The sequence below is a fragment of the Rhodococcus sp. KRD175 genome, assembly GCF_017168275.1.
Taxonomy (GTDB): Bacteria; Actinomycetota; Actinomycetes; order Mycobacteriales; family Mycobacteriaceae; genus Rhodococcoides; species Rhodococcoides fascians.
The window spans coordinates 248,904-261,174 of the sequence record NZ_JABFAQ010000002.1 but is presented as its reverse complement, the minus strand read 5'-3'; the positions used below and the strand labels follow the sequence as shown (position 1 = coordinate 261,174).

Annotated in this window: 13 protein-coding genes and 4 tRNA genes; 12 read left to right on the top strand and 5 right to left on the bottom strand. The window is 64.3% G+C overall.

Annotated elements, in window-relative coordinates; genetic code table 11:
• Nucleotides 1-10: 10 nt before the first annotated feature.
• The 4 genes from J1M81_RS01895 to J1M81_RS01880 all read right to left on the bottom strand — a co-directional run bounded on the left by J1M81_RS01895 (nucleotide 11) and on the right by J1M81_RS01880 (nucleotide 3,340).
• Complete coding sequence (locus J1M81_RS01895; protein WP_032400793.1) at nucleotides 11-565, bottom strand: HIT domain-containing protein; 555 nt, start codon at nucleotides 563-565, stop codon at nucleotides 11-13.
• Nucleotide 566: 1 nt separating this feature from the next.
• A complete protein-coding gene (gene thrS / locus J1M81_RS01890) occupies nucleotides 567-2,627 on the bottom strand; it encodes a threonine--tRNA ligase (protein ID WP_032388436.1) in 2,061 nt (686 codons plus the stop codon).
• Nucleotides 2,628-2,728: 101 nt separating this feature from the next.
• Nucleotides 2,729-3,121, bottom strand: a complete 393-nt coding sequence (locus tag J1M81_RS01885) for a TIGR02611 family protein (RefSeq protein WP_094621941.1) — start codon at nucleotides 3,119-3,121, stop codon at nucleotides 2,729-2,731.
• Nucleotides 3,122-3,268: 147 nt separating this feature from the next.
• Nucleotides 3,269-3,340, bottom strand: a tRNA-Val gene (locus tag J1M81_RS01880).
• A gap of 265 nt (nucleotides 3,341-3,605) precedes the next feature.
• Between J1M81_RS01880 and J1M81_RS01875 the strand changes: the two genes are divergently transcribed.
• From J1M81_RS01875 to J1M81_RS01850, 7 genes are all read left to right on the top strand, one after another.
• Nucleotides 3,606-3,677, top strand: a tRNA-Gly gene (locus J1M81_RS01875).
• 17 nt (nucleotides 3,678-3,694) lie between these two features.
• Nucleotides 3,695-3,765: transfer RNA gene (locus J1M81_RS01870), tRNA-Cys, on the top strand.
• Between the two features lie 38 nt (nucleotides 3,766-3,803).
• A tRNA-Val gene (locus J1M81_RS01865) sits at nucleotides 3,804-3,878 on the top strand.
• 126 nt (nucleotides 3,879-4,004) lie between these two features.
• A complete protein-coding gene (locus J1M81_RS01860; RefSeq protein ID WP_032370466.1) occupies nucleotides 4,005-4,355 on the top strand; it encodes a hypothetical protein in 351 nt (116 codons plus the stop codon).
• Complete coding sequence (locus J1M81_RS01855; protein WP_032372509.1) at nucleotides 4,348-5,055, top strand: alpha/beta family hydrolase; 708 nt, start codon at nucleotides 4,348-4,350, stop codon at nucleotides 5,053-5,055. The genes J1M81_RS01860 and J1M81_RS01855 overlap by 8 nt, the downstream gene beginning before the upstream one ends.
• A gap of 17 nt (nucleotides 5,056-5,072) precedes the next feature.
• Entirely contained in the window at nucleotides 5,073-5,525 is a 453-nt protein-coding gene (locus tag J1M81_RS26120; protein ID WP_241257585.1) for a hypothetical protein, read from the top strand.
• The gene (locus tag J1M81_RS01850) at nucleotides 5,522-6,049 is read left to right on the top strand and encodes a GNAT family N-acetyltransferase (RefSeq protein WP_283348084.1); all 528 of its coding nucleotides are present in this window, start codon (nucleotides 5,522-5,524) and stop codon (nucleotides 6,047-6,049) included. Before J1M81_RS26120 ends, J1M81_RS01850 begins: the two co-directional genes overlap by 4 nt.
• 21 nt (nucleotides 6,050-6,070) lie before the next feature.
• Here J1M81_RS01850 and zapE read toward each other — a convergent pair whose 3' ends face one another.
• Nucleotides 6,071-7,084, bottom strand: a complete 1,014-nt coding sequence (zapE, locus tag J1M81_RS01845) for a cell division protein ZapE (protein ID WP_027496929.1) — start codon at nucleotides 7,082-7,084, stop codon at nucleotides 6,071-6,073.
• Between the two features lie 34 nt (nucleotides 7,085-7,118).
• Between zapE and J1M81_RS01840 the strand changes: the two genes are divergently transcribed.
• The 5 genes from J1M81_RS01840 to J1M81_RS01820 all read left to right on the top strand — a co-directional run bounded on the left by J1M81_RS01840 (nucleotide 7,119) and on the right by J1M81_RS01820 (nucleotide 12,246).
• Nucleotides 7,119-7,904, top strand: a complete 786-nt coding sequence (locus tag J1M81_RS01840) for a pyrimidine reductase family protein (RefSeq protein ID WP_206497510.1) — start codon at nucleotides 7,119-7,121, stop codon at nucleotides 7,902-7,904.
• Nucleotides 7,905-7,952: 48 nt separating this feature from the next.
• Complete coding sequence (locus tag J1M81_RS01835; RefSeq protein ID WP_206497509.1) at nucleotides 7,953-9,527, top strand: alpha/beta fold hydrolase; 1,575 nt, start codon at nucleotides 7,953-7,955, stop codon at nucleotides 9,525-9,527.
• A gap of 47 nt (nucleotides 9,528-9,574) precedes the next feature.
• Nucleotides 9,575-10,852, top strand: a complete 1,278-nt coding sequence (locus tag J1M81_RS01830) for a glycosyltransferase family 87 protein (protein ID WP_241257626.1) — start codon at nucleotides 9,575-9,577, stop codon at nucleotides 10,850-10,852.
• A gap of 27 nt (nucleotides 10,853-10,879) precedes the next feature.
• A complete protein-coding gene (gene msrB, locus J1M81_RS01825; RefSeq protein WP_027496925.1) occupies nucleotides 10,880-11,308 on the top strand; it encodes a peptide-methionine (R)-S-oxide reductase MsrB in 429 nt (142 codons plus the stop codon).
• 125 nt (nucleotides 11,309-11,433) lie between these two features.
• Nucleotides 11,434-12,246, top strand: a complete 813-nt coding sequence (locus J1M81_RS01820; RefSeq protein WP_048318397.1) for a polysaccharide pyruvyl transferase family protein — start codon at nucleotides 11,434-11,436, stop codon at nucleotides 12,244-12,246.
• Nucleotides 12,247-12,271: the final 25 nt, after the last annotated feature.

Here is a 12,271-nt window from a genome sequence, read left to right as displayed (position 1 = left end):
TGCCGGTGATTCATTCGTTCCAGGCCGAGGCAAGCAGGGCCCGAGTGTCGCGGAGCAGTTGCGGCATCACCTTGGCGCCGCCGATTACCGTGATGAAGTTGGCGTCACCACCCCACCGCGGCACGATGTGCTGGTGCAGGTGCTCGGCCAGCGAACCGCCTGCAGCCGCCCCGAGGTTGAGGCCGACATTGAAACCGTGCGGGCTCGACACTCGCTTGATCACGCGAATCATCTTCTGCGTGAACGCCATCAGCTCCGAACTCTCGGCGGGGGTGAGATCCTCGAGCGCCGCGACGCGTCGGTACGGCACGATCATCGTGTGGCCGGGATTGTACGGGTACAGATTGAGCACGGCATACACCGATTCGCCGCGCGCGACGACCAGTCCGTCCTCGTCCGTCATCTTCGGGATGTCGGAGAACGGCTCGGTCGACTTCGCCGAACCCTGCGCCGAACCCTGTGGGGCCTCGGCGATGTACGACATCCGATGCGGGGTCCACAATCGCTGCAGCCGATCCGGTTCACCGGCACCGGTGGCGACGATCGACTCGTCGTGTTCTTCCATGTCAGCTCACTCCGGCGGTACTGGTCTGCACGAGTTCGGCGGTCGGTGATGCGTTGTTGCGTGCGGCGATCCACTCGGTGATCACGGTCACGGCCTCCGCCACCGGAACCCCGTTGACCTGAGTGCCGTCCCGGAATCGGAAGCTGACGGCACCTGCTTCGACGTCGCGCTCGCCGGCCAGCAGCATGAACGGGACCTTCTGCGCTGTCTGATTGAAGATCTTCTTCTGCATCCGGTCGTCGCTCGCATCGACCTCGGCCCTGACTCCGCGCTTCTTCAACTCCTTCACCACCGCGAAGAGGTGGTCCTGATGCACCTCGGCCACCGGAATTCCGACGACCTGTACGGGCGCCAGCCAGGCCGGGAAAGCACCGGCGTAGTGCTCGGTCAGCACACCGAAGAACCGCTCGATGGATCCGAACAGGGCACGGTGAATCATCACCGGGCGCTCCTTGGTACCGCCGGAACCGGTGTACTCGAGCTCGAAACGCTCGGGCAGGTTGAAGTCGAGCTGAATGGTCGACATCTGCCAGGTGCGGCCGAGCGCATCCTTCGCCTGCACCGAGATCTTCGGACCGTAGAACGCGGCACCGCCCGGGTCGGGCACCAGATCGAGACCCGACGCCGCGGCCACCTCGGCGAGGGTGTTGGTGGCCTCTTCCCAGACCTCGTCGCTGCCGACGGACTTCTCCGGATTACGAGTCGACAGTTCGAGGTAGAAGTCGTCGAGTCCGTAGTCCTTGAGCAGCCCGAGAACGAATTCGAGGGTGCTGGTGAGCTCGCCGCGCATCTGTTCGCGAGTGCAGAAGATGTGCGCGTCGTCCTGGGTCATGCCGCGCACTCGGGTCAGACCGTGGATGACGCCGGACTTCTCGTAGCGATAAACCGAGCCGAACTCGAACAAGCGCAGCGGCAGTTCACGGTACGAGCGGCCGCGGGAGCGGAAGATCAGATTGTGCATCGGGCAGTTCATCGGCTTGAGGTAGTAATCCTGGCCGGGCTTGCGCACGTCGCCGTTCTCGTCGAGTTCGGCATCCAGGTGCATCGCCGGGAACATGCCGTCCCGGTACCAATCGAGGTGACCGGACACCTCGTACAGATGGCCCTTGGTGATGTGCGGGGTGTTGACGAACTCGTAGCCCTCTTCGATGTGGCGCTGACGTGAGTAGTTCTCGAGTTCGTTGCGGATCACGCCGCCCTTGGGGTGGAACACCGGAAGACCGGAACCCAGTTCGTCGGGAAAGCTGAACAGGTCCAACTCGGAACCGAGCTTGCGGTGATCACGACGTTCGGCTTCGGCGAGCAACTCGAGATGCGCATCGAGCGCCTCGGTGGACTCCCACGCGGTGCCGTAGATGCGTTGCAGATCGGCGTTGTCCTGATTGCCGCGCCAGTACGCAGCCGAGCTGCGGGTGAGCTTGAACGCCGGCACGTACTTGGTGGTGGGGATGTGCGGGCCGCGGCACAGATCGCCCCAGATGCGTTCACCGGTACGAGGATTGAGGTTGTCGTACGCGGTGAGCTCTCCCCCGCCGACTTCCATGACCTCGGGATCGTCGATCCCGGACTTGTCGTCGATCAGTTCGAGTTTGTAGGGCTCGTTCGCCAACTCTTCACGGGCCTGATCGACCGATTCGTACACCCGACGCGAGAACCGCTGCCCGGCCTTGACGATCTGCTTCATCTTCTTCTCGAGCGCAGTCAGATCCTCTGGGGTGAACGGCTGCTTCACGTCGAAGTCGTAGTAGAAGCCGTCCTTGATGAACGGGCCGATGCCCAGCTTGGCATCGGGGAAGAGTTCCTGGACGGCCTGAGCGAGAACGTGCGCAGCCGAGTGCCTGATGACGCTTCGCCCGTCCTCGGTGTTCGCCGGGACCGGCTCGACCTCGGTATCGGAGTCTGGAGCCCACGACAGGTCACGGAGCTTGCCCTCCGGATCTCGCACGACGACGATCGCGTCGGGACCCTTGTTCGGCAGGCCGGTGTCGCGTAGCGCCGTACCTGCGGTCGTTCCTGCCTGCACCGAGATGCGGGCGGGCGAGACGGCGGCGACAACGGGCATGCTCACAGCGATGTACTCCTCGATCGGTTCATCTGGCCAGGAAGGCCTCCGACAGCCTATCGGCAACGGGCCACCGCGCGACCCTCAGCGCGGCGCGTGCGTCACAAGGGACTCTCGAGCCAGGTCCAGTCGAGGCCGAACCAACCTCCGACCAGCGCGAAAGTGCCCAGAAGCCACAGTGTTGCGAGCACGACGACCGTCGTGAACAACACGCCGAGTCCCTTGACGACGATCGACTGCTTCGAGAACCAGGCCATGAACGCGTCGTACCTCTTGCGGACGAAGCGCAGCGCGCCCTTGGCCCACTCGAACTCCGAGGCCAGGATGCCCAGTCCTGCGAACACGATCAGCCAGCCGGGGCCGGGGTACGGAATGGCCAGCACACCCAACGCCAACACCAGAGCTCCGACGACACCGACAGTGATCCGGTAGGCGAGATCGAGCGACTTGTTCTCGGCGATGCGAGACCGAAACCGTCGATGCTTCTTCGCCAGCTGTTCTGCCGGACCACTCGAGTCCGCTGTGCTGGTCTTGCCGTCCGCCTCGCGGGACGTGGATCCGTCGGTGCTCACCGGGTCAGATTACCGGGACGGAACACGAAAAAGCCCGCACCGACAAGCGGTGCGGGCTTTCTTCGTCTGTGGTCCCGGCTGGGATCGAACCAGCGACCTTCCGCGTGTGAAGCGGACGCTCTTCCACTGAGCCACGGGACCGAACGAGGCAAAACATTAACACGAGGTGTCGCAGTGGATCGAATCGCCTGCTCCGGCTCGTCCATGTCGCATTCGACGCCCGTGTCGAGCGCAGAGCTCGCTCCCCCGGACCCGGTCCGACCCCATCTTTCACACGGTTCACAGCCGCCAGAGACCCGAATTCTGGGGCTGACCACGAGATTTGTGAGTTTCACTCCCGTTGGGTTAATGTTTTCCCCGCACCACGGAGACAGCAACTGCCCAGCAGTGATTGCCTCCGGGGTATGCGGATGTGGCGCAGTGGTAGCGCATCACCTTGCCAAGGTGAGGGTCGCGGGTTCGAATCCCGTCATCCGCTCGAGGGTCTCGACCCATGGTGGAGTGGCCGAGTGGTGAGGCAACGGCCTGCAAAGCCGTGCACACGGGTTCGATTCCCGTCTCCACCTCGCTAGTGCATCGGTTGCGAAGGCCGATGCGAGGACATGCGCGATTAGCTCAGCGGGAGAGCGCTTCCCTGACACGGAAGAGGTCACTGGTTCAATCCCAGTATCGCGCACCACAGTGAGAACAAAGGACCCCCTTTCGAGGGGGTCCTTTTTTGTGTCTTACCCAGTCTCGGTGGTGATTCACGCCATAGAAGTGCACAGTGGAGACGACGCACACACTTCGATGGAAGGACACTCACGTGTCGGACGATGCTCGCAGTGCACCCACGGACGAAACACCCACCGACACGGCCGGCCCCGGTAACGCGACCGACAGCGAAGAGCCTCAGGTCGACGACGCCACACTCGAAGAAGCGAAGAAATCGGTCGAGGGACTCGATGACCGATACCGACCCGGCGCTCGGCCCACTGTGGCTCTCCCCGGAACCAACGGCACCGTCGCGGGTACAGCCTTTGCCGACATGGTCGACGACAACGGTGAGATGGTGGATGCCGACGATCAGGATGCATCCGACAGCTCCGAAACAGACAGCACGGACACCGATCACGCCGGCAGCGACGAAAAGGTAACGTCCTCGACCGATGGCTGAACACGACGTTCCCGACGCCCCCGCCGACATCGAACTCGGCGGGGGCGTCGCGTTTCTTCACACGCCGCCGATCCCGTCGCGCGGAGGGCTCGCTCTCACTCACGGTGCGGGCGGCAACTGCGGGTCGGTGCTCCTACAGAACATTGCGTCGGTGTGGGCGGCGGCCGGCTTCACGGTGTTGCGGTTCGACCTTCCGTTCCGAGTCCGCAAGGCCAAGGGTCCTCCGCATCCCTCCCGTTCCGAGGAGGACCGGATGGGGATCGCCGCGGCCGTCGATCGACTGCGTGCCGAAACCGACGGGTTCGTCGTGTTCGGCGGGCATTCGTACGGCGGCAGGCAGGGATCGATGATCGCGTCGGAGCAGCCGGGTCTCGTGGACGGTCTGGTGCTGACGTCCTATCCCCTGCACCCACCGGGCAAGCCCGACAAGCTTCGGACCCACCATCTGCCCGACCTACGTACCCCCACTGTTGTGCTGCACGGCACCAGGGATCCGTTCGCTACCACCGAGGAACTCGGGGCGGCGTTCGCTCTGGTTCCCGCTCCCACACTGCTGATCGACATCGACGGCGCGGGCCACGATCTCGCACCGGCGAAGTACGACGCAGCGCAGCGGACTCTCGATGCTGCTGTCTCACTGTTCGAATCGCCGCCCGCCGATCGGCCGGGCGTCGTCCCGCTCTTCGACCCGTCACGCTGAAGTGGTGTACTGACGTTATGCCGACCTGGGGATGGTTCATCGTTGCGCTGGTCCTCGTCGATACCGCGGTGCTCGCGGCCTGGTTCCTCGCGCGTCGAAAGCCGGACAGATCGCGCGCCACGTCCCAGAGCCTGAAGCTGGTAGGACTGGACGACGGTGCGCGGGCAGACATTCACCGATTGTTGGCCGCGGACAAGAAGATTCAGGCCATCAAGGTCTTCCGTGATCGAACCGGTGCCGGATTGCTCGATGCCAAGAACGCAATCGAGACGATGCAACGCGGAGCACCGTTTCCTCCCCCGTCGACCATTCTCGATGCAGCGAGTTCGGGTCCCGTGCGATGGGACGACCTCCTCCCCCGATTGACGGCACTCAAATCGGAAGGCAAAGCGATTGCGGCGATCAAGCTGCTGCGCGATCGAACAGGACTGTCGTTGCGGGACGCGAAGAATGCCGTCGATCAGCTGTGAGCGTTCGTGAGGCGGGCCCGGCGGATGCGCACCGAGTCGCCGAGCTGGCCGCACTGACCTTCCCCTTGGCCTGCCCACCGGGAACGCAACCCGATGATATCGAGACTTTCGTCTCGAACGTGTTGTCGGGCAAGCACTTCGAGGCGTACATCGTCGACCCGAACAGGACCGTACTGCTCGACGAGTCGGCCGAGGCACAGGTACTCGGATACGCGATGCTGGTGTTCGGCACTCCCACCGACTCCGGCATCCGCTCGGTGCTGTCCCACGAGCCGACGGTAGAGATCAGCAAGCTGTACGTCCGACCCACCGAACACGGCGGCGGAGTCGCAGCGCGCCTGATGACGTCGGCGCTGGACAGTGCTCGTCGGCATGGCTGCCGAGGGGCGTGGCTGGGCGTCAACCAACAGAACGTCCGCGCCCAGAAGTTCTACGCCAAGCACGGATTCGAGACAGCCGGCACCAAGACGTTCGTCGTCGGCGACCGGACGCACGACGACTACGTCATGCAGGTGCAGCTCTGAGCCTGCCTCGACCGAGGCAGGTCAGCCGACGGCAGCGAAACGAGACAGTGCGAGCAGACGGGACGTCGCACGGAGGTACTTCTTCCGGTAACCACCCGCGAGCATCTCCTCGGTGAAGATCTCGTCGAGCTTTCCACCCGAGGCCGTCACCGGAATACCCGCGTCGTACAGGCGGTCGGCGAGGACGACCAGTCGCAACGCAATTGCCTGATCGGAAGCCGGGTGCACGTTCTTCAGGAACACCGCGGGAATACCGTCCAACAATTTGCCGTAGCGCGACGGGTGCAGCGTGCTCAGGTGCGCCAGCAGGTCGTCGAAGTCGTCCAAGGTCGCGCCCTCGATACCGTCGGCACGCTCGATGAGCTCGCCCTCCGACGTCGGCTCCGGGGCCGGCGGCAGATCGCGGTGCCGGTAATCGGGACCGTCGACGCGGACGGACTCGAAGATCGAACCGAGCTTCTTGATCTCCCGCAGGAAGTCCTCGGCTGCGAAGCGGCCTTCGCCGAGCTGGCCGGGCAGGGTGTTCGATGTCGCCACGATGGACACGCCGCGCTGCGAGAGCTCCGACAGCAGTCGCGAGACCAACATCGTGTCGCCCGGATCGTCGAGCTCGAACTCGTCGATGCACAGAACACTGTGGTTCGAGAGCTCTTCGAGAGCCTTGTTGAAGCCCAATGCACCGACGACGTGCGTCAACTCCACGAACGTGCCGAACGCCTTCGGTTCGGGGACGCTGTGATAGATCGAGGCCAGCAAGTGGGTCTTACCGACGCCGAAGCCGCCGTCGAGGTAGAGCCCCGCACCGGTGGCCGGGGTCTTCTTACCGAACAGTCCGCGCTTGCCCTTGCCGCGAATCTTCTGCACCTTGTTCGCGAATTCCTCGGCTTTCGCGACTGCAGCGGCCTGCGTCGGCTCCTTGGGATCGGGAATGTACGAGGAGAAGCTGACGTCGTCGAACATCGCCGGCGGAACCATCTGCGCGATCAGCTGATCGGAGGGGACCACGGGATTTCGGTCGACAAGGCGTGCGGGCATTGATCGAGCGTAACGACGTGGTCTCATGTGACTCATGCAGCTTCTCGATATTGGGACCTACTTCACATCGGAGCAGGCCGCCGCAGCGCTCCCCGCCATCGGAACGGAAGTGGACGACGACGGTCTGCGATCGCTGTATGCCTACCCGACCGATGTGGGCCGACCGTGGATCCGTACCAATTTCGTATCCAGTATCGACGGGTCCGTCACCTCCGACGGTGCCTCGGCCGGATTGGGCACCCCGGCAGACACCCGGTTGTTCGGCATCCTGCGTGAGCTGTGCGATGCGGTGCTCGTCGGTGCCGGCACCGTGCGCGGAGAGAACTACGGCGGGGTCGCCCTGTCTCCCGATGTCATCTCTCGCCGGCAGGCGAACGGTCAGGAATCGGTGCCGACCATCGTGGTCGTCACCGCCTCCGGCTCCATCGATGCGCGGTCTCGCCTACTGACGGACACAGCGGTGATGCCGGTGGTGCTCACGTCCGCCGCGGCGGACCGCTCTGCGGTAGGCGAACTCCGGACGGCCGGGGCGACGGTGCTCGAGGTGTCCGGCGAATCGGTGTCGACCACCGACATTGTCGAGTCTCTGTCCCAGCTCGGGTTCGGTCGAGTGCTGTGCGAGGGCGGACCAGGACTGTTCGGTCAGCTGGTGACCGACGGGGCAGCGGACGACGTGTGCCTGACGATCTCACCGAAGCTGATCAGTGGGCCTGCCGGCCGCATCGCCCATGCCGCACACGCCGCCGATACCTCCATGCAGCGCGCACTCGTGCTCGGCGACACCGACGGCACGCTGTTGACCCGCTGGGTGCGGCCGTGACGAGAGACGCGGGCGCGGCAGCGAAGCAAAAGTAGATAGCCTCGCACCGTGACGCAGAAACGTTCGTTGCTCGCCGCAGTACTCCTCGTCGCCACGGTCTGCGCGGCCTGTGGAGGCGGCCCGTCGATCCGTCCCGAAGTGGCGGTGGAGCAGCGCTCGCCCGGTCAGCCCGCCGAGTCGTCGCCAGAAACCCCGCCCGAACCGGCTGCACTCGCTGTTCCGACCACCGACCTCGATTGGTCCGAGTGCACCTCGGCCACCCTCGGAATGTTCGGGCTCACCGCCACCACGCCGGGCCTGACACTCGAATGCGGTGAGTACGAGGCCGATGTCGACGCCAGCGGTCAGATGTTCGGCACCTTCGCCGTCGGGGCGCTTCGGGCCAAACTCGACCGGACACCCGTCGATGCCGGGCCCCTGGTGTTCACGTCCGGTTCGGATCGTTCGTCGATCGCAACCTTGGCCACGATGGCCGCCGGCCCACTCGCCACGCTGCTCGAGGCACATCCGATCGTTGCCGTGGATCGCCGCGGCATCGGACGCTCGACGGCCGTGGACTGCATCGACGACACCCCCCAGGCGCCTACCAAGGCTGCCGTCGATGCCCTGGGACAGTTCTCCAGATCCGACTCGGACTCCGTCGACCGCGCGGTCGACGCCGGACGAGACGCCACCATCGAATGCACCGACACCCTGCAGCCGCAGGAACTCGCCTTCGGCACCGGGTACGCCGCGGACGATCTCGATCGGCTTCGACAGCTGTGGGGCGTGGACCGGATCGGCCTGATCGGAGCGGGAAACGGTTCTCTCACCGCCATGGCCTACGCCGCGAAGTTTCCCGACAACGTCGCGCGTCTGATCCTCGATTCGCCGACGGGCGTCAACGCCGACCAAGCAACGCTCGCCGAGCAGCGAACTCAGGGCAAGGAAGCGGCGTTCGCTGCCTTCGCACAGCGTTGCGTCGCGCTGAACTGCTCGCTCGGAAGTGACCCGACGGCCGCAGTGGCAGAGTTGATGAAGCGCGCCGCCGGCGGCGAGTTCGCACCGCTGTCCACACACGAAATTCTCGACGCGATCACCTTTGCCTTGGCCTCGACCGCGGGAGACGCGTCGACGCGGGCGAGAGATCTGTCCTCGACGCTCTCCGCTGCCGCCGCCTCCGACACGACTGCGCTCGCAGCGCTCGCCGAACGAGGCCGGGCGGCGTACAGCACCGACGGCCAGTTCGTCGCCCGCTGCACGGACGGGCAGCAGTGGCCCTCTCCGCAGGGCGTCCGCGACCTGGCACCGGGGTGGGCCGACCGCTACCCGATCTACGGAACCGACGCTGCCCTGACGGCATTGCTGTGCTCGTCCTGGCCGACAGCTCCCTCCGTCCCACTGCCCACCTCGCTGGACGTTCCGGTCCTGGTGCTGTCCAACGCCGGCGACCCGATCGTCGGCAACGGCGGCCTGTCCTCGGTCACCGGCCTGATCGGTGCGACGGGTGCCGCCGTCGCGTCGGCCGCCTGGCAGGGCAGCGGGCATCCGAGCATCGGCGGGTCGCAGTGCCTGCAGAGTGCTGCTGTCACCTACGCCCGAGACACGACGCTTCCGACCGACGGCACCGTCTGTCCGGCCTGACTCGACTCCTCGGAGGGTCGCGAAAGACACGGGCCCCGCGGGGTGTCCTGAACGGCCGCACCGACCGTCTCGGGTACCGTTCGCGGGTGTCACTTAGCTTTCTGGAGCCGCGTACCGGGCGGACCACCGCCGAAGTAATCAAGTACGCGCTCTGGCCGATCGCCATCATGACCGTCGTGCATCGGGTGGTGATCAGGGCGGTCAACGGCGATGTCACCAACGACTTCAACCCGGTGTACAACGCAGCTCTCGCGTTCCTCAACCGGCAGCCGGTGTACACCGCGAACTTCGATTCGGTCGATCCTCATTACCTGTACCAGCCGAGCGCGACGATGCTGCTCTCCCCCATCGCCATCATCGACCCGGAGCGCTCTCGCTGGCTGTTCATCCTTGCCAGCACCGTGGCCATCCTCGTCGCGCTGTACATCCTGCTGCGCATCTTCGGCTTCCGGTTGGACTCGGTGGCTGCACCCGCCCTGCTCCTGGCTGCCTTCGTCAGCGAGACGGTGACGAACACACTGGTGTTCACCAACTTCAACGGTTTCGTACTCCTCGGCGAAGTGGCGTTTCTCGGATTCCTGTTGCAGCGCAAGGATTTGTCCGCCGGTGTCGCGATGGGCTTGACCCTGGCGATCAAACCGATGCTCGCACCACTGCTGCTGCTCCCCCTGATGACGAGACAGTGGAAGGTGTTCATCACCTCGATCGCCATCCCGGTGGTGATGATGGCCATCGCCTGGCCGTTGTCCGTCGATCCCATGAATTTCATCGATCGGACGCTGCCGTACCTGCTGCAGACGCGTGACTACTTCAACAGCGCTGTCGTCGGCAACGGCCGTTACTACGGAGTGCCCGAGTTCATGACCCTCGGCATCCGCGCCGTCCTGGGCATCATGGTGTTGGTCTCGCTGTGGTTGCTCTACCGGTACTGCCGAGAAGATCGACTGTTCTTCTTCGCCACCACCTCCGGCCTGATCCTCACCGCGCACTGGCTGCTGGGCTCACTGGGCCAGATGTACTACTCGATGATGCTGTTCCCGTTGCTCATGACGGTCGTGCTCAGGAACTCGCTACTCCGGAACTGGCCGGCCTGGCTCGCGATCTACGGGTTCATGAACGCCGATCGTTGGTTGTCCGGACGGTGGATCGAAACCGGACGGGCCCTCGACTATCTCCGCACCACCTTCGGTTGGGCGCTGCTGATCGTCGTGATCTTCGGAGTGCTCGTCGGACGCTGGTTCGCCGCGAGAACAGAGGGACGGCTCGACGAGGGAATCGAGCCCAGCTACCTGTTACCGACCGCGTCACCAGCGAAAACGGCATAACCCGGCAAATCGTATTAGCGTGTCAGCATGAGTTCAGCAACAGACAACAATGCCGCTCCGGCCGTCCAGCTCACCGACGCGCAGTGGCGGGAGAAGCTGACACCCGAGGAGTACGCGGTTCTGCGTCAGGCCGGTACCGAGCGCCCGGGCGTCGGCGAATACACCGACACCACCACCGAAGGCATCTACGAGTGCCGCGCCTGCGGAGCCGAACTGTTCCGCAGCACCGAGAAGTTCGAATCGCATTGCGGCTGGCCGTCGTTCTTCGACCCGGCCGACAGCGACGCCGTCATCCTGAAAGAGGACACCACGCTCGGTATGCGCCGCGTCGAGGTCGTCTGCCGCAACTGCCACAGCCACCTCGGCCACGTCTTCGAGGGCGAGGGCTACCCCACCCCGACCGACCAGCGGTACTGCATCAACTCGATTTCTCTGGTGCTCAAGCCTGCATCCTGATCGGTCCGGACATCCCGGGGATCGCCGCGCACTCGGCGAACCTGCGCTGAGGATGCGTCGAAACCGAGCCGCGAACTCCGGAGATTACCTCTGCTTGACCCGATCGTTAGGGTAGCTTTGGGGTTGTGGCCACGTCGATCAAGACCTTCTGGTGGCGCCAGGTGAAAATCACCGGCGTCACACCCAATTTCGGTGACGAATTGACGCCGGGACTGGTCGGAACATTGTTCGGGCAGAAGTGTTCCTGGCGTCGCGCGAAGCGCTGCGACATGATCGGGGCAGGTTCCACCCTGGAAATGGTCCAGCTCATGCAGGCCCGGAAGGGTCTCAAGGTCTGGGGCTCGGGTTTCATGCTCAGTGACGCCGCCCACGAACGAGACTTCAGCTACCCCGATTTCGACTTCTACGCGGTTCGCGGACATCTGTCGCTGGGACGCATCAAGTCCGAGCGCGAGGTCGCGGTCGGGGACCCCGGGCTGCTGGCGAACAAAGTCTATGCACGCTCCCCACGGGTACCCGGCCGGATCGGCCTCGTCTACCACTGGGTGCACAAGAAGGATCCCGTAGTGCGCTCGCTTGCGCGAGACAAGAGCGTCACGTTGATCGACCCGTCCAGAAAGCCGGCCAAGGTCATCGCCGACATCACTGCATGTGACTTCGTGATGTCGACGAGTCTGCACGGCTTGATCGTCGCTGACTCGTACGGCATCCCCAACGCGTGGATAAAGCTGCCGCAAGACATAGGCGGCAACGGATACAAATTCGACGATTATTACTCTGCTTTCGACCGAGAAGCTGTCCAGCATTCATCGGACCTTGCGCGAGATCACGATCGAATCGCGCAGCTACAGCACGAATATCGGCCGGTCCCGAATCTGAAAGAAATTCAGGACAATCTGATCGGAGCCTTTCCGTTCGCTCCGCCCTACACAGCCTGAATTCGACAGGCCGACACTCGAGCCG

Bases quoted from the DNA above. Each gene is read 5' to 3' on its own strand.
- J1M81_RS01895 (WP_032400793.1), bottom strand. From the start codon at position 565: ATGGAAGAACACGACGAGTCGATCGTCGCCACCGGTGCCGGTGAACCG.
- thrS (WP_032388436.1), bottom strand. From the start codon at position 2,627: ATGCCCGTTGTCGCCGCCGTCTCGCCCGCCCGCATCTCGGTGCAGGCA.
- J1M81_RS01855 (WP_032372509.1), top strand. From the start codon at position 4,348: ATGGCTGAACACGACGTTCCCGACGCCCCCGCCGACATCGAACTCGGC.
- J1M81_RS26120 (WP_241257585.1), top strand. From the start codon at position 5,073: ATGCCGACCTGGGGATGGTTCATCGTTGCGCTGGTCCTCGTCGATACC.
- zapE (WP_027496929.1), bottom strand. From the start codon at position 7,084: ATGCCCGCACGCCTTGTCGACCGAAATCCCGTGGTCCCCTCCGATCAG.
- J1M81_RS01840 (WP_206497510.1), top strand. From the start codon at position 7,119: ATGCAGCTTCTCGATATTGGGACCTACTTCACATCGGAGCAGGCCGCC.
- msrB (WP_027496925.1), top strand. From the start codon at position 10,880: ATGAGTTCAGCAACAGACAACAATGCCGCTCCGGCCGTCCAGCTCACC.